This window comes from Streptomyces sp. NPDC001530, from assembly GCF_042894545.1.
Taxonomy (GTDB): domain Bacteria; phylum Actinomycetota; class Actinomycetes; order Streptomycetales; family Streptomycetaceae; genus Streptomyces.
In genome coordinates this window covers 124286-150570 of the sequence record NZ_JBIAVS010000026.1, presented here as the reverse complement: position 1 = coordinate 150570, position 26285 = coordinate 124286, and the positions used below count along the sequence as shown (strand labels likewise).

Sequence of the window (26285 nt, the reverse complement as noted above, 5' to 3'; positions counted from 1 at the left end):
GCGCACCACCGACATCCCCGTCCGCAACGTGAAGGCGAACAAGCCCCAAGAAGTACCTGATGTTGTCTAGGCCCACCGTCAAGCATCAACTGGGATCAGAACGTCAAACATCACCTGGGACTAGACAGTTGTGCCCTTCTCCTGCCCTTCTCCAAGGCGGTCCGGCCGTAGCTCGAAGCGGTAAGGCCCCTTCTGGCGCAGCATCGTTGGCAGAAGGCTGCATTCGCTGTGGTATTGCGCCCGGCCCCTAGGACATCCCGAGGGTTGTTGGAAACGGTCTGTGAGCACGGCTTGACATGGTTCATCAAGCCACGTTCACAGCCCTCATCCAGCGCAGCACCGTCGGGACCCCAAGTGGATCTAATCCACCTCGATGCCGAAATCCTGAACGAGTTCCTCCAGACCGCCCGTGTAGCCCTTACCGCCCAGCACGAAGTCCCAGTCTCCGTTTTCCCTTCGGCGGAAGGACCCGAGTACCAAGGCGGTTTCGCGCGGCCGGCCGTCGGAGACTTCAAGGCGTCCCAGCTCAGCCAGCCCCGGGTTGAGCAGGCGGATGCAGGCGTCCGTGAAACCAGAGAGGTCGGCGTCCGGGTTGACCTCTGGGTCGATGGCGGCTACCAGTACGAACCGGTCAGCCTCATCTGGCAACCCGTCGAAAGAGACACAGATCGCAGCCTTGTCAGGTGCAGTGGCGGGAAGAGCACGCACTGAGCCGTCCGGCGTCTGAGGGTTGTTGAAGAAGACGAAGTGATCGTCACTGAGGACGCGGTTGCCACGGCAGACGAGAGCGCACACGTCCAAGGCGACACTTCCGGTCCATGACATGCCCAAGACGTTGTAATCGTCTGGCAGCCGAGTGTCCGGCCTCGAGGCCGTCGGCTGTGCTGAGATTTGCCGACCGCCCTCTCCCAGCCGCCCACGCAACCCATGGCGATGCAGCAGGTCGACGAGTTCAGGGCCCGAGATTAGTTCCAGCGGCTTGCCGTTGGCGAAGGTGTGTGAGCCAGGGCCGAACCCTGACGTCGTCACGAGGACACCCTTGTTGGCGCCGGCGTCCTGCACGGTTCCGTACAAATCACGCACAGCGGTGGGCGGCACCGTGTTTCGGTAGCGCTTCACCTGCACGACGATCTTGCCGCCTCGGATCGGTGCCGGATCCAGTGCGTCGACGTCCACACCGCCATCGTTGGAGCGTTGGGTGGTCACCGCCTGCATGCCCATGGCGCGGAAGAGGTCGGCAACGAGATTCTCGAAGGCAATCGGATCCATGTCGTACAGGTCTGGTTCCTCATCGCTGCCGTGGGCGACAACGCGATTCCCGACATCCTGCGGCTGCCGACTTGGCCGTACTGGTGTGAGTTGGTCCGGTCGAGCCGAGAGCTGCCCGCGGAGTGCGTCAGACAGGCAACTACCTGCATCCACTTGCACCAGGTGAAGGTCACGGAACGACGAGCGCGAGGCCATGACCGTTGCGAGGAAGATATGGCCCGGTCGGCCCGTCGTAGGGTCATGCCCATCGACGAAACCGTTCAAGGCCACTGACTCAAGCGCACCCAGCTCATCTGCGGCGAACAGCTCGTGCAGAACAAGCAGCATGCACTGCGCGAGAACCTCCCTGTACAGAGCGCGACGCTGGCCTACTGGGCGGGGAGTCTCCTTGTCCTGGTCGACCCCGGACATGTACCGAACGGCCTTGACCTCCGGCACGATGCTGTAGGCGGGCAACTCCCAATCCAGCACCAATTGCCGGGCTGCCGGGTCGTAGGCTGCTGCCACCTGGCGTGGGAAACCTTCCGGCCATGCCGTTGAGGCGTAGAGGGCGGCGGAGAAGTACTCGATCACGGAATCGGGATCCTGGCGCCTTACGCCGTCGGTTATCGCGACGACGCCGGCGTTGTGCCGCCGGACATCAGCCAGCTGAGCATCGGCCCACTGCTGGTACTCCCGCTGGTACGACGCCAGCTGTTGCTGTCGGTGAGCCTCCGCGGCCTGGGCAGCCTGCCAGTCCCGCTCGAAGCGCGCCCGTGCTTCGGCCTGCGCCTGGGCCCGGCGACTCGCAGTCCAGCCGCTCTGCGTTTGGTAGTGATTGAAATCCGGCATGGGCACGGGCTGCGCCAATGCTCCTGGAGCGAAGGGCTGGACTTCCTCAGGTCGCATGAGAGAGGAAGCCCTGAAAGCCGGAACCTGACAACCCGAGGCGACAAGACCTTGCAGCGACGCAACCTGCGCTTCCAGTTCTTCCGTGCGACGTAGCGCCTCTGCCTGCCTGTACTCGCGATGGCTCTGGGCAGCTCGCCGCTGGTAGGCCCGCGCTTGCTGTTCTTGCTGTCTGCGCTGTCTGGCTTCGGCTTCCAACTGGCGCTGCTGCTGCCGTTGCATTTCAGCCCAGACGCCGACAAAACCAGTAGAGCGACGACTCATGTGCTGCAGGCCCTCCCCAGGACGTTGGCAGCCGAAAGGCTTGGTTGTCCCCACAACCAGTTGTAACCAGACGACTCTATCCAGCAATTGCCGTCTCGCATATCCACTCGTCAAAGGCCACATGCTCGGGTCATCCCCGCAGGTCAACCTGACTGGAGGGTAGCCAAGACCGCTCCGGGCCGCAGTGCCCAAACGGTCGCCTTTCCCAACGTTGATCCCGCAGGGTGCACCAGTCGCAGAAAGGACTGTGAACGAGGCTTGACAAGGATCAATCTGTCGTTCCTGTGGCCGGGGTCTGAAGGAGGGGCAGGCTGGCTGGGCCTCAGCCCCCGCTGCCGAGTCTGGGGCCGGTGAGGCACGGGCATGATGCGTACCATGTCGAACGGATCTTCAGGACCGCGCCGCCCGACCTTGCTGTGGGAGCAGCACTGCTGCCTGCCGTTGGAGCAGCACGCGGATGTCGGCGAACTGGCCCGCTACCGCAGACCGGGGGGGCAGCTTCGTGTCGGTGAACGTGGGCTACGTTCCCCACAGCGCCGATGACGTCACCGGCCTAATTGTGAGCTGGCGGGCGCGGATCGCGGCGGATGACCGTTTGCGGCTGGCTGCGAGCATCGACGACGTCGAAGCCGCTGCGCGTGCGGGTGACGTGGCAGTGGCCTTCGACCTGGAGGATTCCGGTCCACTCGATGGCCAGTTGGACCGGGTGCGCCACTTCTACGATCTTGGTGTCCGCACGATGCTGCCGAGCTACAACAACCGCAACGCGGCCGGCGGTGGTTGCCTGGAGGAGGTCGACGAGGGGCTCACCGCCTACGGCCGGGCGCTGATACGGGAGATGAACGCCGTCGGCATGGTGACGGACGGATCGCACTGCGGCGCCCGTACGGGGCTGGACATGTGCGAGGTCTCCGAACATCCGGTGATCTACAGCCACTCCTGCATGCGCTCGGTGTGGGACCACCCCCGCAACATCACCGACGAGCAGGCCAAGGAGTGTGCCGCCACGGGCGGGGTCATCGGCATCACCGGTGTCGGGATCTTCCTCGGCCCCAACCACGCCACCGTCGACGCGCTGGTACGGCACATCGATTACGCCGTCGATCTCGTGGGCCCGGAACACGTCGGAGTGTCGACCGACTACCCGTTCGACCACCAGGACTTCAATGCGATGCTCGAACAGAGCCCTGAGCTGTTCCCCGACTGCTACACCCGCTGGGGGCCGATCAACTTCATGCCCCCGGAGGGCCTGCTGACTGTCGAAGACGCGCTTCTCTCCCGGGGATACCCCGCCGACGCCGTCACCGCGATCCTGGGCGGCAACTTCCGCCGCGCCGCCACGCTGGTGTGGCAGTAGCTCGGGCCGCAACCTAGCCAGCACCCAAAGAGGATACCTTCGCCGAGGTGTTGCGCACACCGTCACGGGCCATCAGGAGCCCACCGGTTCGCTGTTCCTCACCTAGGCGGCCCCTTGTGCCCGCCGTCCTCTCCGGCACGACCGTGGACAGGACGGCGGGCAGCGGGCGGCGGGCACGGCTCCGCGCGCGCACGACCCATGCCGTCCTGCGGCTTCCCTCCAGTCCGACCAGTCGGTACGTTCAACGGGCCCGGATCCTGACCGGGTCCATCCGCGGACGCATGACGGAGGTCCCATGCCCCAGCACGCACCTGACGTTCAAGGCCACTGCGACGCGCGCTTCTCGGCGGTGCGCGCCGCGTTCGAGGAGAACTTCCGCGACCGCGGTGAACTGGGCGCGGCCGTCACGGTCACGCTCGACGGGGAGACCGTGGTGGACCTGTGGGGCGGTTGGGCCGACGCGGCCCGCACCCGTCCCTGGGAGCGGGAGACGCTGGTCAACGTGTGGTCGACGTCGAAGGGGCCGACCTCGCTGTGCGCGCACATCCTGGCCGATCGGGGGCTGCTCGACTTCGACGCCCCGGTGGCCACCTACTGGCCGGAGTTCGCGGCGGCGGGCAAGGAGTCCGTCCTCGTACGGCATCTGCTGTCGCACCGGGCGGGGCTGGCCGGGTTGCGTGAGCCGCACACGCTCGCGCAGCTCTGCGACTGGGAGGTGACCGTCGAGCGCCTCGCGGCTCAGGAGCCCTGGTGGGAGCCCGGTTCGCGGTCCGGGTATCACGCGCTCACGTTCGGCCACCTGGTCGGCGAGGTGGTGCGGCGGGTTTCGGGGCTGCTGCCGGGCGCGTTCCTGGAGCGGGAGGTGACCGGGCCGCTCGGGATCGACTTCACCATGGGGCTGCCGGAGAAGGAGGCCGACCGGGCGGCCGAGCTGGTGCATCCGCCGGCCGCGCCGAGCAGTGAACAGGCCGCGATCTTCGCGCAGTTGGCGCCCGCGGCGGTGGCCGCCCTCACCAATCCGATCGTCGGCGCCGCCGAGGCCAACACACCGCAGTGGCGGGCCGCCGAGATCCCGGCCGCCAACGGCCACGGCACGGCCCGCGCGGTCGCCGCGCTGTACGGGATCTTCGCCCTGCGGGGCGCGTACGGCTCCCGGCAGGTGCTCTCGCCTCAGGCCGCCGAGCGGGTGCGCGAGGGGCAGGGCAGCTGTCGTGACCTGGTGCTGGGCGCCGGGTTCGAGAGCGAGACGGAGGTCGGGCTCGGGCTGTGGCTGAGCGGGGCCAATGGCTCGTACGGGCCCAACCCGAGGGCTTTCGGACACGACGGGTTCGGTGGCTCCTGCGGTCTCTCCGACCCGGAAGCGGGCGTCTCCCTGGGGTACGTCATGAACCGCATGGGCCCGCACATCGCCGACGACCCAAGGAAGATGGCGCTCGTCGACGCCCTGTACAGCGCGCTGTGAGCGCGTCCGCGCCGCGCGGAGGGTACGGGCTGAAATCGGCCGAAGTGCCCGGCCGCCCTTTCCCGGTGGTTTAGACCAATGCTAGATGTGGTGCCGCAATGAGCCCGCACGGCTACGTCTTGTCACCAGGCAGGAGGCGCGGACATGGCCCGCACCACCCACCCATCCGACCACGAGCCGCTCTACGCGCGGATCGCCACGCAACTGCTCGGCGAGCTGCGCGACGGTTCCATTCCGCCCGGTGAACGGCTGCCCGGGGAGCGGGAGTTGGCCGCCCGGTTCGGCGTCAGCCGGGAGACCGTACGGCAGGCGCTGCAGATGCTGCGGCGTGGCGGTCTGGTCTCCACCGACCGGCGCGGCAGCCACGCGACACTGCCCGGCTCCACCGCCGAGCACGTCCCGTCCCTCGACTTCCCCGTCGGGGCCCACCCGGCCGAACCGTGCGCCGTCCAGCGGACCACCGTGAACTGGGAGGCTCCCCCACCGGAACACGCCCAGGCTCTCGGACTCGCCCCGCGGCGTCCGACGCTGGTCCACCGCTACGAGTCGGCCGCGGCGGACGGCAGCGGGCTGCGGACGGCCGTGACGTCCTTCTCCGCGGTCGCGGTGACCGAGGTCGAGGAGCTGGCCCGCTACCGTGACCGCGCGGACGGCACCGCGTCGGCGCAGCTGCGCCGGGCCTACGACTGGATGCGCAAGGCGGGCCTGACCCTGCACCACCGGGACTCGATCACCCGGCTCCCGCAGTCCGTACGGGTCACCCGGCGCGTGCACGACCAGTACGACCGCCCGCTGGAGATCACCGACCTCATGGTGGACGCGCAACAGGACGCCCTGGTCTACGAGTTCACCCTGCCGGCGGCCGGTTGACGTCACCGGGGCGGCGGAAGTACATGCGAACGGTGGAGCCCGTGGGCCCGAGGTCTTCAGCGACGAGATCGCTCAACTGCCGTACCACCCACATCCCGTGGCCGGCAGCAGCCCGTGCGTCGGGCAGCAGCCGGCCGGGGAACGACGCGAGCGTCGCGGAGTTGGGCGCGCCGTGGTCGGCGACCTCGCAGATCACGTAGTCGGGGTCGCTGCGCAGCCGCAGCACACCGCCCCCGCCGCCGAACCGCACGGCGTTGACCACGGCCTCGTGGACCGCCGCCACCATGTCGTACGTCCGCCGCTCGGGCATTCCCGAACGGCGGGCGTACGCGGTGAGAGCGGCGCGCACGGCCGCCGACCCGCCGCGCGCGAAGCGGATGACGTCACAGGCGTCGGACAGCGGGGCCGACGCGCGGGCGGCGTCGCGTTCGGCGGACAAGTCGGCCGGGTCGGCATCGTGACCGCTGGGGGCGGACGTGCGGGCGCCGAGGGCGAGTTCGGGGTGGGTGCGGGTCGCCGTGCGCACGACGTCGGCGGGCACTGTGCGGGTGTCGTAGGGGCACAGGATCCAGTGGGCGGAGTGCGCGAAGGCCACGTTGAGCAGCGACTCGCAGCGCATCCACGCGCGGACCTCGAACTCCGTGCGGCCCGCCCAGACGGGTTCGCCGATGACCCGGACGCGGCGGTCGGTGCCGTGGTCGGCGCCGTACGCGTGGTACTGGCTCAGGGTGCGGGAGGGACAGCCGGACCAGTCGCCGGCGTCGACGAACGCCACGTCGCCGGTGCGGGGGCCGAGGGCCTCTTCGAGGAGGGCGATGTGGTGGTCCCTGACGACGGCCAGGACGGCGTCGTCCGCGGCCAGGCCGTCGCGGGCGAACTCCAGGGCTCCTTCGAGGAATTCGTCGTCCGAGCCGTAGCACAGCGCCTGGTGGACGAACCCGGTGCGGCTCATGGTGCTTCGTCTCCGTGTTCCATGCGCAGGCCGGGCACGCGGTCCCAGCCGGTCACCCGCATCACCCGCTGGATGTGCGGGGCGACGCCGTACAGGACCAGCGTGCCGCCGGACGCGTACAGGCCGAGCGCCGAGAAGACCAGCAGGCGCAGCGCGCCGACGTCCACGAAGCGCAGGTCGCGCAGGTCGAGGCGGGTGCGGATGCCGTTCGCGGTGCGACCGCGGGCGCGCGTGGTCTCGGCGTGCAGGGCGCGGGCCACGGCGGTGACGTTCGTGTCGTCGATCTCCCCGGCGAGGGCCAGGCCGGGCGGGGCGAAGGTGCGGGTGATGGAGAGCAGTTCGTCGTGCCAGATGAGGTCGGCCGCGACCCTGCCGTGGTGCAGCACGTCGAGCGGTGCGAGCTCGTCCTCGTCGAAGACGCGGCGATCGTACTGGCAGATGCCGAGCACGGGCAGGGAGGCGAAGACGGGGTCGAGGAGGAGCTCGCTGTCGTGCAGCATCTTCAGGCCCTTGTCCGCCCTGCCGCGCAGCACCTCCATGCTGACGCGCAGGCCGAGGAAGCCGTCCGCGACCGCGCGGCGCGTCTCACGGCGGATCACCTCGTCCAGGTCCCACAGCCCTTCGGGCGTGGCCAGATGCGGGTCGACGGCCAGCCGCCCGGCCGCGATCTCGTCGTCCACGGGGCAGCCGTACGCCTCCAGGAAGGACAGGGCCAGGCCCGCCGGAATGTCCCCCGGCGTCAGCACCAGCCCGCGCTGCCCGCAGGCCAGCGCGTCGAGTAGGAACACGGCGAGTACGGTCTCGCGCTGCTCGTCCGTGTCGTAGCCGAGGAGCAGATGGTCTCCGGGACGCATCTGCCCGACGGCTCGCAGCGCCGGTACGACGGTCATCCCCCGCACCCCCCAAGGTCGCCACTCGGTGTGCCGGGACGCTTCCACGCTACGCCTGACGCGGCGTCGGCGTGAGGGGGTTAAGGTGACCGCCATCGGTTCCGGTGAGGGGGAACGATGGCGGCCTCAGTACGCGACGGCAGGGCAGGGAATCTGCCCGCCGAGGCCAATGCCTTCATCGGTCGCGAGGGCGAACTCGCGGAGATCTCACGCCTGTTGGGCACCACCCGCCTCGTCACGCTCACCGGGCCCGGGGGTGTGGGCAAGTCCCGGCTGGCGCTTCGGGCGGCGCATGCCGCACGGGAGGCGTTCGCGGGCGGGGTGTGGCTGGTGGAGCTGTCGGAGCTGCGGAATCCGGATCTGCTCACCAACGCCGTGGCGCAGGCGACGCGGCTGACCGAGCAGACACTGCTGCCGCTCCTGGAAGCCCTCTGCGAGCATCTGGCGGGGGCGCCGCCCCTGCTCGTCCTCGACACCTGTGAGCACGTGCTCGACGAGTGCGCACGCGTGGTGCGGGAACTCCTCGCGCGCGTACCGCAGTTGCGCGTGCTGGCCACCAGTCGGCAGCCGCTGGGGGTGCCCGGCGAACAGCTGCTGACGGTGGCGCCGCTGCCGCTCGGTGAACGGGACGACGCGGTGGCGCTGTTCGCGGCGCGCGCGGCGGCGGCCGTGCCGTCGTTCGCGCTGACCGACGCCAACCGGGCGAGCGTGGCCGCGGTCTGCGCCCGTCTCGACGGGATTCCGCTGGCCCTGGAACTGGCCGCGGTCCGGCTGCGCGGCCTTCCCCTCGACCGGCTCCTGGAGGGCCTCGGCTCCCGCTTCGACCTGCTCGTCTCGCCCGCCCGGCCGCGCCTGGCGCGCCATCAGACGCTGCGCACGGCGATCGGCTGGAGCCATGAGCTGTGCTCCCCGCTGGAGCGGCTGCTGTGGGCGCGCCTGTCGGTGTTCGCGGGCGGCTGGGACGTGGAGGCGGTCGAATTCGTCTGTCACGGCGGCCCGTTGGACGCCGAGGAGATCCTCCCCCTGCTGGCCTCGCTCACCGAGAAGTCGATCGTGACCCGCGAGGACGACGGCGCGGCGGTGCGCTACCGGATGCTCGACACGGTCCGTTCGTTCGGCGCCGAGTGGCTCGACGGTCTCGGGGAGGCGGAGGCCGTACGCCGCCGCCATCGGGACTACTTCCGCTGGACCGCCCGGCAGGGCGAGGCCGAGTGGCTCGGTCCCGGCCAGCGGATGTGGGCCGAGCGGCTCACCGCGGAGCACGCGAATCTGCGGCTGGCGATGGAGGAGTGCCTGGCGGCCAAGGAGCCGGAGACCGCACTCGAACTCGCGGGCACGCTCTGGTACTTCTGGTTCGCCTGCGGCTTCGCCGAGGAGGGGCGCGGCTATCTGGAGCGGGCGCTGCGGCGGGCCCATGACCTCGGCCCCGAGCACACGCTCGCCATCTGGACGCACCGCCTGGTCACCGTCGTACCCGACGACCTGGACGCCGCGGAGTCGGTGAGCGCCGCGTATGTGTGGCTCGCCGAGGAGCGCCAACTACCCGTGCCTGCCTTGCCGTTGACCGGCGCGAGCCTGGCCGTGCGCGGGGAGTCGGCGCGTTCGGCGGTGCTGTACGGGAGTGCCCCGCAGTGGCCCGGGGGTGGCGGAGGCGCGGAGTTCTTCCAGTTGCTGACGCTCGCCGTGCAGGCGTACCTGCTGGCCAGTCAGGGCGCCTTCGAGCGGTGTGCGGCGGTGGCGGAGCGGCTGCGCGCGGACTGCGCGAAACGTGGCGAGCTGTGGATGCGGGCCTGGGGCGACTTCTTCGTCTCGCTCTCCGGCATCGGTCTGGGCCGCCCGGACGAGGCGCTGCGTACGGGGCGGGAGGCGCTGGCCGCCAAGTGGCGCGTGCACGACCGGCTCGGCGCGGCGGCCGTCACGGACCTGCTGGTGACCGCGCAGGCCTGCCGGGGTGAGCCGGAGCTGGCCGCCCAGCTCCTCGGCGTCAGCAGACGTCTCTGGTACGCGGCCGGGCTCCCCCGGCTCGGCAGCTCCGAGACGACCGTCTTCCGCAGGGAGTACGTACGCCGGTTGCGCACGATCCTCGGTACCGCCCGGTTCGCCGAAGCGGTGCGCGAGGGCCACGAGTTGGGGCCGGACGCGGCGGTGACGCTGGCGCTGGGCGAACTTCCGCGACAGCCGTGAGGCTACAGCGCCTTGCGCCACTCCTGGGGCGTCACCCCGTACGCCTCCACTGTCGTACCTGGGCTGAGCGACAAGGACATCGGCGCCCGACCGTATCCGTCACCACGGACAGTGAGCGCCCACCTGTATGGGATCTTCCCGAAGCCGGGCATCACCTCGCGCTGGGCGCCGCGGGACCCTCGGCTCGCACGCAGAGGTCTTTCCCCCCGGAACCTGGAGCCGGGGAAGACCCGCGTACACGCCGCTCCCGCTACACGATCAGAGAGTTGTGGATCTCGGTCACCGTCGTCTCGAACGGCGGCGCCCCGAGTTCCCGCGCGGCGGGGAAGATCACCTCTTCCGCGAACCGCCGGAACGCCTCCTCCGACTCCCATACGTCGACGACCTGCCAGCCGCCCGCGGCGCGCGGCGTGCCGAAGTGGGCGATCAGCCCGCGGGGCGGATTCGCACGGTCCGGGATCACCCGGTCGAAGATCGTTTCGTAGAGCCGCTGGTTCCAGTCGGCACCCTGGTTGTGCACCAAAACGGCCATCTCGGTTCCTCGATTCACAGGCGAAGGCGTCTTGATCGCGACGCTATGTCACCATGTGGGCGTCAGCGAGCCGCGGCGGACGCCACTGGGCCGTCGGGCGGAACCGGGGTGCCGATCAGGCGCCGCCGGCAACCATCACGCGCCAGGCCCGCGCCGAGAGGGCGAGGGCCACCACCGCGCCTATCAGCAGCACCGCCACCACGACCCACGACCCGTAGCCGACCGCGTCGGTGAAAGCGGCCCATGGGTCGTGGACTTGGCCGACGCGGTCGCCGAAACGTGAGGTCATCAGCGGGCGGGCCAAGGGCGATGAACGTGCCTAATTCCGCGTGGAGTTGGGCACCCACTTGCGGGCGCTCAGCCCCCGCACCCGCTGCAGCCACAGCACCTCCAGGAGGGAGAGGCCGACGAAGCCGAACAGGACGGTCGCGGCCGGCAGCAGTGAGGCTCCGTAGGATGGATCGCGCATCAGACGCAGGTCGAAGAGCACATGGACTCGGAGCCCCAGCTCAGCCCGTACGCGGCAGCGTGGCGGGCGAGTCCGTCGCAAGGCGGACATGGATCCCGTCGTCCTCGACCCGTGCGGAGGTGGCTTCGAGTCCGACCGGGTAGGCCTGTGGCTCCGCACGTCCCTCGACGGCGTGACGGATCCGGTCGGTCATCGCGTCCGGCGCTGTCCTGCCCATGATCTCCACCGAGGTGACGGTCGTCCTGACCCGCCCGTCCTTGATCTCCGGGCGCAGGGTCACGCTTCCCAGACCCGCCTGCCCCATCAGCAGTGTCATGGTGTCCGTGCGGGGATCGGTCCGCACTCCGGCGACCGGCATGCCTCCGACGTCCCGCACCATGCCGGCCACGGCGCTCGGAGGAATCAGCACCGTCACACGGGCCGCGGCCATCGTGGCCCGTCCCGGATCGCCACCGGTGAAGTGTACGTCGTCCAGCCGCGCGTGGACCTGGGCGTCGGGTACCCGGCCGAGCCGGGTGTGGGCACTGTCCACCTCGACGAACGGCAGCCGCTTGTCGGCGAGTTGGAGCAACGCGGGGCGGGATGCCAGAGCGATGTCGAGGTCGCCGTCCAACGCCCGCGACGCCGCGGCTCGCACGCGGTCCCGGAGCACCGAACGCGCGAGCAGCTCTCCACCGACCGGCACGGCCACGAGTATTCCGGCCAAGGTCAGAGCGATCCAGGTGCGACGCCTCATGCCGACGCCTCCGACTGCTCGGCGACGTCCGGAGCCGGACGCCCTTCGGGCTCCCGCGCGGTGGGCGGCGCCTCCGGGTCCAGGTGCGGCAGAAGACGGTCGAGCGGGCGCGGCAGCCACCAATTGGCCCTGCCGAACAGGTACATGGTGGCGGGGACGAGGAGCAGGCGCACCACGGTCGCGTCGATGACGACACTCACGCCCAGGCCCAGCGCCAGCATCTTGATCACCACGTTGGTGGAGAGCAGGAAGGCGAGGAACACGCTGGTCATGACGATCGCCGCACAGCTGATGACCCGAGCGGTGGCCGCCAGTCCGCCGGCCACACTGGCGTGGTTGTCGCCGGTCTCCAGCCATGCCTCGCGGATCCGTGAGAGCAGGAAGATCTCGTAGTCCATGGAGAGACCGAAGACGATGGCGAACATCATCATGGGTACGTACGACTCGACCGGCACCGGTTGCGTCACGCCGAACAGGGCGCCGCCCCACCCCCATTGGAAGACGGCGACCACGACGCCGTAGGCCGCGCTGATCGACAGCAGATTCAGCAGGGCCGCCTTGACGGCGACGAGGAGGCTGCGGAAGACGCAGAGCAAGAGGAGGAAGGCGGCGCCGACGACGACCGCGACGACCCACGGGAGTCGGTCCACCAATGTGTCGCGGAAGGCGATCTGGACCGCGGTGGTGCCGGTGGCGTAGGCCTCGGCGCCGGTGCCGTCGAGTGCCTGGGGGAGCACCCGGTCCTCCAGGCGGTGGACCAGGTCGGTGGTCGACTCGTCCTCCGGGCCCTGGCGGGGGACGACCGTGGCGGTGAGCAGATCACCGTCCCGGGTGAGGACGGGATTGGAGACGGAGGCCACGTCGGCCGCGCCGGAGAGAGCGGTGCGCACGTCAGTGGTCACCTGATCCCGGTCCGCGTCGCTCCCCTCCAGTGACACGACCACGGTGATCGGGCCGTTCGTCCCCGCGCCGAACCCGTCCGCGATCAGGTCGTACGCCCTGCGCTCGGTGTAGTCGCTCGGGCCGGCGCCCGCGTCGATGTGGCCGAGCCGGATCGAGGCGACCGGGACACTGAGTACGCCAAGGGTCAGCAGGCCCGCGACGAGGAAGAGCCAGGGCCTACGGCCGACGATCGCTGCCCAGCGTCGCCAGGTGTCGTCGGTGCCCGCCGGTTCGGCCACCGGCGGACGTACGTTCCAGCGGTCGATACGGCGCCCGACGAGTCCGAGCAGGGCCGGTGTCAGAGTGAGCGAGGCGAGGGCGGCGACCAGCACCGTGATCCCGGCGGCCGCGCCGAGGGTGCCGATGAACGAGACGCCCGAGGCATACAGACCCGCCAGCGCCATGGTGACCGTGGCCGCGGCGACCACCACCGCACGGCCGCTGGTGGCGAGAGTGCGCCCGGCCGCGTCCTCGGGCGGGACACCGGAGGCCAGCAGGCCGCGGTGCCTTGTGGTGAGGAAGAGCGCGTAGTCGAGGCCCACGCCCAGGCCCATCATCGTGGCCAGGGTGGGCGCGGCCGCGCCGAAGGTGGCGGCCGCGGCGACCAGCCCGAGGGCAGCCAGTCCCCCGGCCAGTCCGACGACCGCCGTGACCAGCGGCAGCCCGGCCGCCGCGATGCTGCCGAAGCCGATCAGCAGCACCACCACGGCGGTCACCAGACCGATCGTCTCGGACAGACCGTGGGTGGCCTCGGGGCGGGCGAGCTGGCCGAGCGGCCCGCCGTAGTCCACGCTCACGTGATCGTCGCGGAGGTCCCCGACGGCCTCGTCGACCCGGTCCACGTACGACGGGTCGAAGGTGGCCGGGTTCTCGGCGAAGCGGACGGTGGCGTAGCCGATGGTGCCGTCCGCGGAGACGGCGCCGGGTGTGGTGAGCGGGTCTGCGACCGTCAACACGTCAGGCAGGCGGGCGAGTTCGTCCATCGCGGCTTCGACGGACGTCCGGTGGGCGGTGAGCCCGTCGTCCGCTGCGAGGACGATCTGCGCGCCGACGCCCTTGAGGTCGGAGCCGTGTTCCTCCAGCAGATCGGCCCCTTGTTGCGCGGTGGTTCCCGGCAGGGAGAACTCGTCCTCGTAGACGCCTCCCCAGGCCCGGTCCGCGGCGAAGGCCGCGACGAGCACGAGCAGCCAGGTCACGATCACCCACCGGGCGTTCCGGGCGCACCACCGTCCGACGCGGTGCAGGGCGCCGGGCGGAGGAGCGGGCGGAGCGGGGCACGCGGTGTCGGGCGCGGAAGCAGTCATGGCGCAATCCTGTGAGCCGCAGGTGTGCGGCGGATCAGCGGAATGTTCGAGGAATGTCAGGGCGTGCCGTATCGGCCTCCGCGGCGGATGGTGCCGGGCTAGCATCGAATCGCCGGTACAAGGATTCGATTCCCGGCGCAAGGACGAGGAGGGTGCCGTGCCGGACAGCAAGGGCCTCGTCCTGGTCGTCGAGGACGAGCGGCACATTGCCGACCTCCAGCGGCTCTACCTGACCCGCGAGGGCTTCGGGGTGCATGTGGAGGCGGACGGCCGGGCGGGACTCGCGGCGGCCCGGCGGCTGCGGCCCGTAGCGATCGTGCTGGACATCGCGCTGCCCGGTCTGGACGGAGTCGAGGTCTGCCGCACGCTGCGCGAGGACGGCGACTGGACGCCGGTCCTGCTGGTCACGGCCCGCGACGACGAGGCGGACCGCGTCCTCGGCCTGGAGCTCGGCGCGGACGACTACGTCACGAAGCCGTTCTCGCCCCGGGAACTGGTCGCCAGGGTCAAGACGGTGTTGCGCCGCGCCTCCGGCCCGCCCGACGGGACCACCCGGCGGCTGGGCAAGGTCGTGGTCGATCCGGTGCGCCGTACGGCGGAGGCGGATGGGCACCCTGTGGAGCTGACGGCCACCGAGTTCGATCTGCTCGCCCACCTGGTGCGCCATCCCGGCCGGGTCTTCCCGCGGGAGCAGTTGCTCGCGCAGGTGTGGGGGCAGGCCGACTACCGGGGAAGCCGGACCGTGGACGTGCATGTCGCGCAGCTGCGCGCCAAGCTCGGCGACGCCAGCCCGATCCGGACGGTGCGCGGAGTGGGCTACAGCGCGGCGGACCCGGCGCGGTGAAGCCCCGCGCACCACGGCTCGGCGCCGTCGCTCGTCACCTCGCCCGGTTCGGCGGCGGTCGACCGTGGAGTCGGCCGGGCACCTTGTCCCGGAGCATCACCCTGGTGACGACGGCGGTCGCCCTGGTCGCCGTCCTGCTCACGGGCATCACCTGCTGGTACCTGATCCGCACCGGCGCGGAGGCACAGCAGCGCGACCAACTGGGGCGGCAGGCGGAGGTGTTGAGCCGGACCCCGGCCATCTCGCAGCTCCTGCTCTACCGCGAACAACGACTCGCGGGGTCGAACGGGGAGCGGATCGCGGTCGTCACCCCCGACGGCGACACGGTCGGGCCGGCCACCGGGGCCGTGGACGCCCGGATGCGGGCGCGGCTGCTCGACGGCGAGTCCGTCTCCACGGACGCGTATCTGGGCGGCGAGCACGTCCTGGTGGAGGGCCGGCCCGCGAACGCGGACAGCGCCGTCGTCCTGACGCAGCCCTACACGGTCGTACGCGACAGCGTGTCCCGGATGCGCCAGACGCTGCCCCTCCCCCTCGTGGTCGGTCTGGTGGGCGCGGGGCTGGCCGGCCTGGTGCTGGCCCGGCGGCTCTCGCGCCCTGTCACCGCCGCCGCGACCGCGGCCCGGCGACTCGCCGACGGCCAACGCGGCCTGCGCGCGGCGCCCGACGGACCGCGCGAACTCAAGGATCTGACCGGGGCGTTGAACATCCTGGACGAGGCGCTGGTGCACAGTGAGAACAGGCAGCGCGAGTTCCTGCTCTCCGTCTCGCACGAGCTGCGCACCCCGCTCACCGCGACCCTCGGTTACGCGGAGGCGCTGGCAGACGGCGTGGTCGGGCCCGCGGAACTGCCCATGGTCGGCGAGACCCTCCTCAGCGAGACCAGACGCCTGGAACGATTCGTGCAGGATCTGCTGGATCTGGCCCAGTTGGAGACCGACGACTTCCGCGTCGAGACCCGCCCGGTCGATCTCGACGCACTGGTGGCGAAGGCCGGCACGGTCTGGGCGGACCGCTGCGCACGCCACGGCGTGCGGTTCCGCGTGGAGCGGCCGGGCACCCCGCTGAACGTCGACACGGACGGTGTCCGGGTTCGTCAGCTGATCGACGGCCTCGCGGAGAACGCGCTGCGCGTGACCCCCACGGGGGCACCGCTGGTGCTGGCCCTCGCACCGGACGGCGAAGGAGCACGTCTCGAGGTGCGCGACGGCGGTCCCGGGCTGACGCGCGAGGACGCCGAGATCGCCTTCGAACGGGGCACACTGCACGCCCGCTACCAGGGCATCCGTCCGGTCGGCACCGGCCTCGGCCTGGCCATCGTGCACCGCCTCACCCAGCGGCTGGGCGGTTCGGTGACGGCGCACGGGCACGGGCCCGAGGGCGGGGCCTGCTTCACCGTACGGCTGCCACGGCGCCCTCGGCCGGCAGGGGCCTGAAGTCCCGCGGACGCCATATGCCGGGCGGGTCGGCCCCCGCGTCGCCCACTGGCCGTTGCCCTCACCGGCCCCGGCCGATCGAGGGGGTTCTGGCCACGACCATCCGGCATCGCGGGCTGCCGTCCCGCCGGTACCCGAATTCGGGCAGCGCGTAGAGCTCCACCTCGAACCCGGCCCGGGCCAGCTCCCGCTGTACGTCACCGAGCCGGAACGCCCGGTAGTACATGACGAACGGCGGACGCCAGACGGCATTGCGCACACGCATGACCGCGTCGAAGCCCAGCAGGGCCCAGTACCAGGGCGAGCTCGGCCGGGGCGGGGCCGTGATCGGGAACGCGAAACGCCCGCCGGGCCGCAGCACGGAGTGGACCTGGGCGAACAGACCCGGCAGCTCCCGCGGCAGAAAGTGCCCGAAGGCGCCGAAGCTCACGACCAGGTCGAACACCGGGCCGAAGGGCAGGGCGCGGGCGTCGCCGCGTACCCACGCGGCCCTGGGCAGGGGCGACGGGGGCGGAACCGACGGCGGGCCGCCGGCACGTTGCCGCTGACGCCCGACCGCCAGCATCCCCGCACTGATGTCGACCCCGGTGACGCTCTCCCGGCACAGCTTCGCCAGGACGTCCATGCCCGCCCCGGTGCCGCAGCACAGATCGAGCCCCGCGCCGAACGGCCCCATGGGGCGGAGCGCCCGTCCCACCGCGTCGAGGATCGAGTCCGGTGTCCGGAACGGCGTGTGGTCGAACTTCGGCGCGAGCAGGTCGTAGCCGTGCTCGACGGACGAGAGGGCCTGGACGGCCAGTTCGCGGAGGGTGGGACCTTGCGGGGTGAACATCGCCTTCAGCTTAGGGCCAGCGGGCGTCGTGTGCGCTGACCTAGGGTCCCCTTCATGACTTCGTTCCGTCCCGCCCCCGCCTGGCTGGCCGACGCCGTCTTCTACCAGATCTACCCGCAGTCGTTCGCCGACTCCAACGGCGACGGCATCGGCGACTTCAACGGGATCACCAAGCACCTCGACCACCTCGCGTGGCTGAGTGTGAACACCATGTGCCGCCTCGTTGCCCTCCGCACCAGCACGCCCGAGCTCGGCTCCAAAAGCCCGGTAGAGGTGGTGCACGCGGGCCATCCGTTCGTGTACGTGCGGGGCGGCCGCTGTCTGGTCGTCGTCAACCCGCGGCGGAACGCGGCGAGTTACGTGTACGACGGCGCTTGTGGCGCACGCTCTCTGGAAGCCGCGGGCATCCACATGGACGGCGACACGATCACCGCTCAGGGATTCGCGTACGGAGTCTTCGCCCTCGGCTGACGGGCCGAGCGGTGAGTCGACTCTCGTTCTCGACATACGCTCGGGCGCGTGCTTCACTCGTGGTATGGCATCAATTCGCCTGACACGCCCCACACTTGAGGTACTGAAGGTGCTGCTGGGGTCGACGCCCGACAACCCCGCCTGGGGGCTGAAGATCTGCGAGGAGGCCGATCTCGGCTCCGGCACGGTCTATCCGATTCTCGAGCGGCTCGTCGACGCGGGATGGGCGGTCCGCAGAGCGGAGACCGGCGAGCACCCCGGCCGCCCGAAGCGCTACTACTACGAGCTAACGGCCGCGGGGCGGCTGGCCACGCACCGGGCGAGCGAGCGGAAGCCGCGACTCTTCGGGCTGCGGCCGGCCGGTGACGGGGGTGCGGCATGAGTGTGGACGAGCGGCACGAGGAGCCCGTCCCGGCCGCCGGCCCGTTAGCGGTGGTCGCCGTTCTGACGCCCGTGCTGGCCGGAACGCTGGCAGCCGTCCTCCTTCTCGTCGGCTACCTGCTGAACCTGCTGAGCCCGGCACCCGCGTTCGCCGGCACCCTGCTCACCACGGGCTGGGTCTTCGGAGCCCTGACAGCGTTCGCGATCCTGGTCTCCGCGATCGGCCTGCTGTTCACGGCCCTCCGCAACGCCAGCTCTTCAGTGGAGGAGACGCACGCTCCACCCCCGTCCGTCCCCCGGCGCCGCCCGAGCCGCGCGGGCAACGGCACGCTGAGCTTCGCCTCGTTCGTCGCCGGACGGCGCCGCACCCACCTCCGTGAGGAGTGGGCGGCCATCCTGGCCGGTGATCCCGAGCAGGGCATCGTGCTGTCCTCTCGCGCGAGGATGCGTTACGCGCTCGGCTTCCTGTGGGCGGCCGTCCGGCTGCGGATCCGCGACCTCGCCGCTCCCCTGTGGGCACCGGTGGACTGGCTGCTGTCCGTCGAGTCACGCACGAACGGCTTCATCGCGGCCGTCGTCGGAACGCAGGCGATCTACATCGTCGGCCACGGCGGCCTCCCGGCCCTCGTCACAGAGGTCTGGGAGCCCTGCGGCATCGTGGGCGGCGCCCTCTATGTGCTGGCCCGCTGGCTCCGCCGTATCCGCGGTATCGAGCTCGCCACGGCGACACGGGACGACCCGCCCGGGGAGTGAGCCGGAACAGCGAGACGCCCCGCTTCGGATCCGAAGGCGGGGCGTCGTCGTGCCGCGTGATGGACGTACGGCTCAGCCGACCGTCGGCAGGATCGCACCCGAGTAGCTGCCCCCGGCCGCGATGGCCGTCGCGCTGCCGATCACCGTCATGGTCAGGGACGTGTCGCCCGGCGCCCGCACGGCCGCGTCGGCGGCTACGGTCAGCTTCGTCAGATACGAGGCTCCGGTCACCGTCCAGGTCGAGCCGCTGTTCAGCTGGACGATCACGCCGTTGTTGACCGCCGCCTGGGCGGTGTTGGTGACCTCGCCCAGTTCGTAGAAGTTCGAGGAGTCGATCGTGCTGACGCGGTGCTTGGCCCGCGTCGCCGAGATGACGCCCTGGACGGTGGAGTCGTCGTACGTGAACGGCGCCCAGATCACCGTCGACGGCGGGTACTCGGCGCACGGCGGCGTGAAGGCGATCACGAACGCGCTCGACTCGGAGTGACCAACCGGTCCGGAGCCGGTCGTCCGGGCCTCCGCAGCAGGGCCAGGGCACACCCCAGCCCGACCGCCGCGAGGACGACACACGCCGTGAACGCGGCCCGGTAGCCGGCGGTCAGCCCCGCGAGCCCCGGGCCGTTGGTGCAGGAGACGGCGACGGACGAGACGACGGCGACACCGAAGGCGCCCCCGATCTGGAAGGCCGCGGTGTTGATGCCGGACGCCACGCCCGACTCCCGCTCCCTCACACCGGTCAGCGCCGCGATGGACCCGGCGACCGCGCAGGCGCCCAGGCCCGGCCCGAAGATCAGCAGCCCGGGGAACAGATCGCGGACGAACCCGCCGTCCACGGGAACCCCGGCCAGCAGCAGGCTGCCCGCGCCGACCAGGGCGAGACCGCCGACCGCAACCGGGCGGGCGCCCACCCGGGTGACCAGGGCCTGGCCCGCGTACGAGCCGATGACGGCCGTCACGGGCATCACGACGTTGTAGAGGCCGAAGCGCAGCGGCGAGTAGCCGAGCACGCCCTGCCCGTACTGGGAGAGCGTGTACGACATGCCGAAGGCGCAGCTGCCCAGTAGGAACACCACGAGGTTGCCGCCGCTGACCGAGCGCGCACGCAGCAGCCGCAGCGGCACCAGCGGCTGCGCGGACCGGCCTTCCACGCAGACGAAGAGCAGTGCCAGCGCGGCCGCGACGGCGAACAGACCCACCGTCTGCGCCGACAGCCATCCAGCGCGGGGTGCCTCAACGACGGCGTACACGCAGGCGACGAGCGCGCCGGTGACGGCGAGCGCCCCCGCCGGGTCGTACGAGCGGGTGCGCGCCTCGGTGCGGCTCTCGCGCAGCAGCCGTGGGCTCAGGGTGAGGAGGAGCAGCGCGACCGGCACGTTCAGGAAGAAGACCCACGGCCAGCCGAGGACGTCGGTCAGCGGTCCGCCGATCAGCAGCGCGGCCGTGGCGCCGAAGCCGCCGCTGCCGGACCAGATGGCGAGGGCCTTGTTGCGTTCAGGGCCCTCCTCGAAGGTGTTGAGGAGGAGGGACAGCGCGGTCGGCGCCATGACGGCGGCGGAGACGCCCTGCACGGCGCGCGCCGCCACCAGCACGCCGGCACTCCAGGCGAGCCCGCACCACAGCGAGGACAGCCCGAACAGCAGCGTGCCGGTCATGAAGACCCGGCGGCGGCCCAGCAGATCGGCGACCCGGCCGCCGAGCAGCAGCAGCCCGCCGAAGCTGAGCAGATAGGCGCTCATGACCCACTGCGCACCGCCGGCCGAGAAGCCGAGCCCGTCGGCGATGGTGGGCAGCGCGAGGACGACGATCTGCGAGTCCAGGATGACCATGAATCCGGCCAGGCAGAGCAGGCCAAGTGCGCGCCAGCGGCGCGGATCTGGGGTGGTGACGGACATTCCCGCGGGCATGGCGGCCGTCATGGCTCAGCTCCCCAGGCGGAGGCCGGCGAGCCAGACGTCCGGCGCGACCGGATCTGATGCGACCGGGCCTTGCGGGGCCGGGCCCTGCGCGACCGAGCCTGGTGCGACCCGGCCGCCGGATGCGTGCTGCGTCGGCTGCTGCCGGCGGCGCGCGAGCAGCAGGGCGAGCGCCTTCCTGACAGGCGGTACGAGCGCCTTCCTCACGGGCGGCGCGAGAGTCTTCCTGACGGGCGGTGTGGGGACGGTGGCGGTCACGGGAGCCTCCGGTGTCGCGATCGGGTCTTTGCACCCCACCGACGAACGGCCCCTACGCCGATCGACACTCCGCGAGCCGTTTTTCCAGGAAACGCCGCTCGGCGTCGTTCTCCACCAGCTCCAGCGCCCTGACATACGCCTCGGCGGCCTCCGCCCGGCGCCCCATGCGGCGCAGCAGGTCCGCGCGGGTGGCGGGCAGCAGGTGGTAGCCGTCCAGCTCGCCCTCCGCTTCCAGCTCCGCCACCAGGGCCAGGCCTGCCTCCGGGCTCTCGGCCATCCCGACGGCCACCGCCCGGTTGAGCCGCACCACGGCGGAAGGCACGAAGCGCTCCAACTCTCCGTACAGGGCCGCGATGTCGGCCCAGTCCGTGTCCTCGGCCGTGGCGGCGGTGGTGTGGCAGGCGGCGATGGCGGCCTGGATCTGGTACGGGCCCGGACGCCCGCGGCGCAGGGCGGTTTCCAGCAGGGCGCCGCCCTCGTCGATCGCCGGCCTGTCCCAGGCCGTACGGTCCTGGTCCTCCAGCGTGACCAGCTCACCCGCCGCGTCGACGCGCGTGCCGCGCCGGGCGTCGTGCAGCAGCAACAGCGCGAGCAGACCGAGCACTTCGGGCTCGTCGGGCATCAGACGGGCCAGGACACGGGCGAGCCGGATCGCCTCGGCACACAGGTTCGTCCGCATCAGATCGGCGCCGGCCGTGGCGGCGTAGCCCTCGTTGAAGAGCAGGTAGAGCACGCCGAGGACGCCGGTCGTGCGTTCGGGCAGGAGGTGCGCAGGCGGTACGCGGTACGGGATGCCCGCGTTGCGGATCTTCCGCTTGGCGCGGACCAGACGCTGCGCCATCGTCGCCTCGGGGACGAGGAAGGCGCGGGCGATCTCGGGCGTGGTCAGCCCGGCGAGGGTGCGCAGGGTCAGCGCCACCCGCGCCTCGATGGGCAGAGCGGGGTGGCAGCAGGTGAAGATCAGCCGCAGCCGGTCGTCCTGGACCCCGCTGTCGTCCCCGTCGTACGGTTCGTACGGCCCCTCGTCGCGCGCCAGCACGGCCACCTCCCGCAGCTTCTGTGCCCCCACCGCCTCCCGGCGCAGCACGTCCAGGGCGCGGTTGCGCGCGGTCGTGGTCAGCCAGGCGCCGGGGCGGCGCGGCACACCGTCGCGCCGCCACCGGTCCAGAGCCTGGGCGAAGGCGTCCTGCGCGCACTCCTCGGCGAGGTCCCAGTCGCCGGTCACCCGGATCAGGGTGGCGACGACCTGGCCCCACTCCTCGTGGAAGGCGGCCGCGACCGCCTCCTCGACGGCGTTGTCGTTCACTCCCAGACCGGCCGCACCTCCACCGAACCGCCGCCCAGCGCCGCCGGATGCCGGGACGCGAGCGCGATGGCCTCGTCGAGGTCGGCGACCTCGATGATGTCGAAGCCCGCGACGTACTCCTTGGACTCCACGAACGGCCCGTCGCTGAGCAGGACTTCGTCGCCCTGCACGCGGACGGTGGTGGCGTCGGTGGACGGCCGCAGCCGTGCGCCGCCCTTCACGATGTCGCGACTGCGGACCTCTTCGATGTACGAGGTGAAGCGGGGGTCGTCGGCGATCTCCTCGGGGCTGAGCTCCTCGCCGCCGACGGGGGTGCAGATGAACAGGACGTACTTCATGACCGGCCCTCCGTGATCTCGGCGTGGAACGGGACCGACGTGTGCTGGTGGACGATCTGCCAGCGGTCGCCGGCCGCGCGGTACCCCGTGGTGACCCGCGCCGTGGTGTCCAGCGGTTCGCCGCTGGCGAGCGTGGCACGCATCCGCACGAGCGCGTGGCTGAACGCGACGCTCTCGTCGACCCGGACGCGGAAGTCGAGCACCTCGCGCTCCACGGGTCCGGCCAGCGTCGAGAACCACAACTCCTCGGCCTTGCGCAGGGCCTCGATTCCGCTCTGTTCCAGACCGCTCACGGGGTGGAACACCTCGACGTCCGGCGCGTAACAGGCCATCGCCCGGTCGAAGTCCCGCTCGCGCGCGGCGGCGGTCAGCTCCGCGTCGAGCCGGCGGATCTCCCCCTCGGCGTCCTCGTCCTCCCAGAACGCGCGCACCTCCATGGCCCCGATGGACGCCACAGGGTGCTTGGCGGCCGCCTCGACGGCCTCCTCCAAGCTGTCGCACTCGAGGATGTCGTATCCGGCGATGTACTCCTTCGTCTCCGCGAACGGCCCGTCGGTGCGCAGCACTTCACCGTCGCGCACCCGCACGGTGACCGCGTCGGCGGGGAGCCGCAGCCTGTGGCCGTGCAGCCGTACGCCGCGCTCGGCGCCCAGCTCCTCGACCCAGGGTTCGACGGGTGCCATGCCGGAGGCGTCGGCGGTGTCGTCGCCGCAGACCAGCAGCATGTACTTCATGGTTCCCTCCCGGTACTCATGAGGTCCTGACACCCCACCGACGAATGGGCAGGCGCCGAATCGACACCCCTCCACCAGCTTCTCCTGCGTACGGCCGGACGCGCGAGGGAGCCGGGGTGCGGGCCCCGGCTCCCTCGTCGTATACCCGTGTACCAGACGGCCACCGTCTCCGCCGCCGACTCACCGGTGACGCCGACCGCCACGCGGGCGGTCTTCTTGCGTACCAGCAGCAGGGTGACCAGCGCGCCGAGACACGCGGTGGAGATGAAGCCGAACATTCCGGCCGGAGCGACGACGGCCGCCGCGGCGAACGACGGGATCTTCAGCAGGTCCAGGTTGAACATGGGCGAGGCGGCGCGGGTCTCCGCGACGATGAAGCCGACGAGGGCCGGCGCCGCCAGGGCTGCGGCCCCCGTGTGCGGTGGTGGACGCGTAGGTACGGCGTTTGGCGAGAACAGGAAAAGGGGCGGCTCAGGGCCATCGCGGTGTCGTATGGCTGGTATGCGCGGGGTCAGAGACGGGAGGTTCCGGGCCGCACCGGGAGCGCCCGCACGCTGTTGCCCACGAAGCTGGAGTGACGGGAGAGTTCCGCCTCGGGCACGGCGAGGTCGAGGTCAGGGAAGCGGGTGAACAGCCGCTCCAGGGCGATGGTGGCCTCCAGCCGCGCCAGCGGGGCGCCGAGGCAGTAGTGGGCGCCGTGCCCGAGGGAGAGGTGCCGGGCGGCGCCGGTCCTGCCGGGCCGGGTGATGTCGAAGCGGTCGGCGTCCGGTCCGTGCGCGGCCTGATCGCGCCCCGCTGCCGAGTAACCGGCGAGCACCGGCGTGCCCTTGGGGATCACGGTGCCGTCGAGGGTCAGATCCCGCACCGGATACCGGAACGGGAAGTAGCTGACGGGCGCGTCCCAGCGCAGCGTCTCCTCGACCACGTCCGCCCAGTCGGCCTCGCCCTTGCGGACCATCTCCAGCTGGTCCCGGTGCCCGCACAACGCCCTTACGGCATTGGTGATGAGGTTCAGCGTGGTCTCGTGCCCGGCGATGATCATCAGCACCAGGGTGCCGATGAGTTCCTCCTGGCTGAGCCGGTCGCCCTCCTCGTCCCGGGCGGCGATCAGCGCGCTGGTGAGGTCGTCGCCGGGCTGCTCGGCCCGCGCGGCGGCCACGGCGTTCAACACGCCCACCAGTTCCCGGTTCGCCGCGACGGCCTGTTCGGGGCCGATGTCCGTGGCGACCACCTGGTTCGACAGGTGGTGCAGCCGGTCGCGGTGCTCGGCGTCGACCCCGAGCAGTTCGCCGATGACACCCATCGGCAGCGGCAGCGCGAAGTGCCGACGCAGATCGGCGACTCCCCCACCGCTTTCGGCCGCGTGGTGCAGGTCGTCGAGCAGTGCGGCCGTCAACTCCTTGATCCAGGGCCGCAGTTGCTCGACCCGACGCGCGGTGAACGCCTTGCTGACCAGCGACCGCAGTCGCCGGTGGTCCTCCCCGTCGGCGGTCGTCATCCCCCGTACGGTGGCGAAGGTCATCAGCGGCCACCCGGTGGCTATGCGTCCCTCGCGCAGCGCGGTGAAGTGCGCCGCTCCCTTGGCGACTTCGGGATGCGCGAGGAACTCCTTCAGCGCGTCGTGCCCGAGCACCGCCATGCCCTCCACCTCACCGGGCAGCACCACCGGCGCGACGGCGCCCCGCGCGAGCAGCCGCGCGTTGTCGGCGTGCGGGCAGCCGCCGGCCGGGTCCATACGGTGCGGTGCGCCGGGTGAGATGTCCACCGGGTTCTCCTTAGTGGGGTGCCGAGTTGGGCCGTGCGCTGATCGATTCTGCCCGCTCACAGCACCGTACGCAGCCGCTCGGCGAAGCCCTTCGGGTGGGTGATGCTGCTGTTGTGCCCACCTGGGAAGTGGAGGAGTGCGGTGCCGAGTCCGGCGGCCGGTTCCGCCGCGTAGTGGGGCGCTCATGCAGGTGTGGGTCGGCACTCCACGAGCACCCGGTCCATGCTGATCGTGATGCTCGGGCCTGTCTTGGGTCAGCGCGGCACGAGCTGCATCGTGGTGGAGCTCGCCTCGGGGCTGGTGATGGCCTTGATGATGTACGCGGCGTAGTGGCCGTACTTGGCGCGGTAGGCGGCGTCGACGCGGCCGTTGATCTCCTCGTCGGCGTCCACGAAGGTGACGTCCTTGTCCACGCCACCGGCCCGGATACGGCCCTCCTGTCGGGCCCGGGTTCCCCGGTACCAGTCGGACGTGGGCCCGTTGACCGAGCGGACGTAGATGTCGTCGTCGACGCGGACGCCCCAGATCGTGCGCCAACTGCCCAGCGTGCCGGAGCTTTTCAGGGACGCGATCTGCAACTCCTCCGCGTGCTGGACGCTGTCGAGTTCGTCGTTGGCCCATGTGGTGGTCATGAGGTTCTCCTTCGTGGGTGCGGATGGGAGGGTCATCGCTGCGGGGCGGGCCTGAGCAGCAGGCCGGCCGCAGCGGTGACAATCAGCAGTGCGGCGACCATCAGAAGGCTGACGCGCAGGCCGTGCAGGAAGTCCGTCTGGTTCGCCACCAGGGCGCCGAAGACGGCCACCGCGAGGGCGCCGCCGACCTGGCGGGAGGCATTGAGTACGCCCCCCGGCCGTGCCGGCGCGGTCGGCCGGGACGCGGTCGAGGAGCAGCGAGGTCACCGCCGGTACGGCGAGGGAGCCACCCGCCCCGACCGGGACCATCAGCGCGACCAGCAATCAGGTGGGCGCCGTCGCCGGGGGAACGCAGAGGATCACCAGGCCGGCCGTCATCACGATCTGCCCGGTGATGACGGGCATCCGCGGGCCGAACTGCGCGGCGAACCACGCGGCGGTCGCCGAACCGGGCACCTCCGAGTACGACGCGATGGTCCTCCTCGACCTGGCCACCGCGGAAG

At 71.1% G+C, this 26285-nt stretch carries 27 protein-coding genes and 2 pseudogenes; 9 read left to right on the top strand and 20 right to left on the bottom strand.

Annotated elements, in window-relative coordinates:
- Nucleotides 1–360: 360 nt before the first annotated feature.
- Nucleotides 361–2421, bottom strand: coding sequence for a restriction endonuclease (locus tag ACFY0T_RS41295; protein WP_388883230.1), 2061 nt, complete (start codon nt 2419–2421; stop codon nt 361–363).
- A 502-nt stretch (nt 2422–2923) separates the two neighbouring features.
- Between ACFY0T_RS41295 and ACFY0T_RS41290 the strand changes: the two genes are divergently transcribed.
- The 3 genes from ACFY0T_RS41290 to ACFY0T_RS41280 all read left to right on the top strand — a co-directional run bounded on the left by ACFY0T_RS41290 (nt 2924) and on the right by ACFY0T_RS41280 (nt 6110).
- A complete protein-coding gene (locus ACFY0T_RS41290; protein ID WP_388883228.1) occupies nt 2924–3778 on the top strand; it encodes a dipeptidase in 855 nt (284 codons plus the stop codon).
- 295 nt (nt 3779–4073) lie between these two features.
- Nucleotides 4074–5240, top strand: a complete 1167-nt coding sequence (locus ACFY0T_RS41285; RefSeq protein ID WP_388883226.1) for a serine hydrolase domain-containing protein — start codon at nt 4074–4076, stop codon at nt 5238–5240.
- 144 nt (nt 5241–5384) lie between these two features.
- The gene (locus tag ACFY0T_RS41280; RefSeq protein ID WP_388883224.1) at nt 5385–6110 is read left to right on the top strand and encodes a GntR family transcriptional regulator; all 726 of its coding nucleotides are present in this window, start codon (nt 5385–5387) and stop codon (nt 6108–6110) included.
- Here ACFY0T_RS41280 and ACFY0T_RS41275 read toward each other — a convergent pair.
- Both ACFY0T_RS41275 and ACFY0T_RS41270 read right to left on the bottom strand, forming a co-directional pair.
- Nucleotides 6088–7062: an anti-sigma factor RsbA family regulatory protein gene (locus ACFY0T_RS41275; protein WP_388883223.1), complete on the bottom strand. Its 975-nt coding sequence runs from the start codon at nt 7060–7062 to the stop codon at nt 6088–6090. The genes ACFY0T_RS41280 and ACFY0T_RS41275 overlap by 23 nt on opposite strands.
- Nucleotides 7059–7952, bottom strand: a complete 894-nt coding sequence (locus ACFY0T_RS41270; protein ID WP_388883221.1) for an MEDS domain-containing protein — start codon at nt 7950–7952, stop codon at nt 7059–7061. Before ACFY0T_RS41270 ends, ACFY0T_RS41275 begins: the two co-directional genes overlap by 4 nt.
- 117 nt (nt 7953–8069) lie before the next feature.
- Here ACFY0T_RS41270 and ACFY0T_RS41265 point away from each other — a divergent pair, with 117 nt between their 5' ends.
- The gene (locus ACFY0T_RS41265) at nt 8070–10136 is read left to right on the top strand and encodes an ATP-binding protein (protein ID WP_388883219.1); all 2067 of its coding nucleotides are present in this window, start codon (nt 8070–8072) and stop codon (nt 10134–10136) included.
- 250 nt (nt 10137–10386) lie between these two features.
- Here ACFY0T_RS41265 and ACFY0T_RS41260 read toward each other — a convergent pair whose 3' ends face one another.
- The 5 genes from ACFY0T_RS41260 to ACFY0T_RS41240 form a co-directional block, all read right to left on the bottom strand.
- Nucleotides 10387–10668, bottom strand: a complete 282-nt coding sequence (locus tag ACFY0T_RS41260) for a hypothetical protein (RefSeq protein WP_388883217.1) — start codon at nt 10666–10668, stop codon at nt 10387–10389.
- A 115-nt stretch (nt 10669–10783) separates the two neighbouring features.
- Nucleotides 10784–10957, bottom strand: a complete 174-nt coding sequence (locus ACFY0T_RS41255) for a hypothetical protein (RefSeq protein WP_388883215.1) — start codon at nt 10955–10957, stop codon at nt 10784–10786.
- 30 nt (nt 10958–10987) lie between these two features.
- The gene (locus ACFY0T_RS41250; RefSeq protein WP_388883213.1) at nt 10988–11137 is read right to left on the bottom strand and encodes a hypothetical protein; all 150 of its coding nucleotides are present in this window, start codon (nt 11135–11137) and stop codon (nt 10988–10990) included.
- Nucleotides 11138–11177: 40 nt separating this feature from the next.
- A complete protein-coding gene (locus ACFY0T_RS41245) occupies nt 11178–11873 on the bottom strand; it encodes an LmeA family phospholipid-binding protein (RefSeq protein WP_388883211.1) in 696 nt (231 codons plus the stop codon).
- A complete protein-coding gene (locus ACFY0T_RS41240; RefSeq protein ID WP_388883209.1) occupies nt 11870–14119 on the bottom strand; it encodes an MMPL family transporter in 2250 nt (749 codons plus the stop codon). Before ACFY0T_RS41240 ends, ACFY0T_RS41245 begins: the two co-directional genes overlap by 4 nt.
- A gap of 157 nt (nt 14120–14276) precedes the next feature.
- On the opposite strand from ACFY0T_RS41240, the gene ACFY0T_RS41235 reads away from it, so the two are divergent.
- Together ACFY0T_RS41235 and ACFY0T_RS41230 are read left to right on the top strand one after the other, a co-directional pair.
- Nucleotides 14277–14963: a response regulator transcription factor gene (locus tag ACFY0T_RS41235; RefSeq protein WP_388883207.1), complete on the top strand. Its 687-nt coding sequence runs from the start codon at nt 14277–14279 to the stop codon at nt 14961–14963.
- An 83-nt stretch (nt 14964–15046) separates the two neighbouring features.
- Nucleotides 15047–16399 (top strand): sensor histidine kinase, encoded by a 1353-nt coding sequence (locus ACFY0T_RS41230; protein WP_388883205.1) that lies wholly within the window; start codon nt 15047–15049, stop codon nt 16397–16399.
- 61 nt (nt 16400–16460) lie between these two features.
- On the opposite strand, the gene ACFY0T_RS41225 is transcribed toward ACFY0T_RS41230, so the two are convergent.
- Nucleotides 16461–17231, bottom strand: coding sequence for a class I SAM-dependent methyltransferase (locus ACFY0T_RS41225; RefSeq protein WP_388883203.1), 771 nt, complete (start codon nt 17229–17231; stop codon nt 16461–16463).
- Between the two features lie 54 nt (nt 17232–17285).
- Here ACFY0T_RS41225 and ACFY0T_RS41220 point away from each other — a divergent pair.
- From ACFY0T_RS41220 to ACFY0T_RS41210, 3 genes and pseudogenes are all read left to right on the top strand, one after another.
- Nucleotides 17286–17444 (top strand): annotated as a pseudogene (locus ACFY0T_RS41220) (oligo-1,6-glucosidase); the annotation flags it as partial.
- Between the two features lie 322 nt (nt 17445–17766).
- Nucleotides 17767–18084 (top strand): PadR family transcriptional regulator, encoded by a 318-nt coding sequence (locus tag ACFY0T_RS41215; protein ID WP_388883201.1) that lies wholly within the window; start codon nt 17767–17769, stop codon nt 18082–18084.
- Between the two features lie 35 nt (nt 18085–18119).
- Nucleotides 18120–18341: pseudogene (locus ACFY0T_RS41210) on the top strand (hypothetical protein); the annotation flags it as partial.
- Between the two features lie 567 nt (nt 18342–18908).
- Here the strand turns inward: ACFY0T_RS41210 and ACFY0T_RS41205 are convergent.
- The 11 genes from ACFY0T_RS41205 to ACFY0T_RS41155 form a co-directional block, all read right to left on the bottom strand.
- Complete coding sequence (locus tag ACFY0T_RS41205; RefSeq protein ID WP_388883199.1) at nt 18909–19301, bottom strand: hypothetical protein; 393 nt, start codon at nt 19299–19301, stop codon at nt 18909–18911.
- Nucleotides 19298–20752 carry an MFS transporter gene (locus tag ACFY0T_RS41200; protein ID WP_388883197.1) on the bottom strand — a complete coding sequence of 485 codons (1455 nt, stop codon included), beginning with the start codon at nt 20750–20752 and terminating at the stop codon, nt 19298–19300. The genes ACFY0T_RS41205 and ACFY0T_RS41200 overlap by 4 nt, the downstream gene beginning before the upstream one ends.
- 3 nt (nt 20753–20755) lie before the next feature.
- Nucleotides 20756–21007: a hypothetical protein gene (locus ACFY0T_RS41195; protein ID WP_388883195.1), complete on the bottom strand. Its 252-nt coding sequence runs from the start codon at nt 21005–21007 to the stop codon at nt 20756–20758.
- Nucleotides 21008–21059: 52 nt separating this feature from the next.
- Nucleotides 21060–22313, bottom strand: a complete 1254-nt coding sequence (locus tag ACFY0T_RS41190; RefSeq protein ID WP_388883193.1) for an RNA polymerase sigma factor — start codon at nt 22311–22313, stop codon at nt 21060–21062.
- A complete protein-coding gene (locus ACFY0T_RS41185) occupies nt 22310–22651 on the bottom strand; it encodes a YciI family protein (protein ID WP_388883192.1) in 342 nt (113 codons plus the stop codon). Before ACFY0T_RS41185 ends, ACFY0T_RS41190 begins: the two co-directional genes overlap by 4 nt.
- On the bottom strand, nt 22648–23385 hold the full coding sequence (locus tag ACFY0T_RS41180; protein ID WP_388883190.1) for a nuclear transport factor 2 family protein: 738 nt from the start codon (nt 23383–23385) through the stop codon (nt 22648–22650). The genes ACFY0T_RS41185 and ACFY0T_RS41180 overlap by 4 nt, the downstream gene beginning before the upstream one ends.
- Nucleotides 23382–23729, bottom strand: coding sequence for a hypothetical protein (locus tag ACFY0T_RS41175; protein ID WP_388883188.1), 348 nt, complete (start codon nt 23727–23729; stop codon nt 23382–23384). Before ACFY0T_RS41175 ends, ACFY0T_RS41180 begins: the two co-directional genes overlap by 4 nt.
- Before the next feature lie 167 nt (nt 23730–23896).
- Nucleotides 23897–25120 (bottom strand): cytochrome P450, encoded by a 1224-nt coding sequence (locus ACFY0T_RS41170; protein WP_388883248.1) that lies wholly within the window; start codon nt 25118–25120, stop codon nt 23897–23899.
- Between the two features lie 284 nt (nt 25121–25404).
- Nucleotides 25405–25782 carry a DUF2255 family protein gene (locus ACFY0T_RS41165; protein ID WP_388883186.1) on the bottom strand — a complete coding sequence of 126 codons (378 nt, stop codon included), beginning with the start codon at nt 25780–25782 and terminating at the stop codon, nt 25405–25407.
- Between the two features lie 32 nt (nt 25783–25814).
- Entirely contained in the window at nt 25815–25952 is a 138-nt protein-coding gene (locus ACFY0T_RS41160) for a hypothetical protein (RefSeq protein WP_388883184.1), read from the bottom strand.
- A 154-nt stretch (nt 25953–26106) separates the two neighbouring features.
- The gene (locus ACFY0T_RS41155) at nt 26107–26277 is read right to left on the bottom strand and encodes a hypothetical protein (protein ID WP_388883182.1); all 171 of its coding nucleotides are present in this window, start codon (nt 26275–26277) and stop codon (nt 26107–26109) included.
- Between the last annotated feature and the right edge of the window lie 8 nt (nt 26278–26285).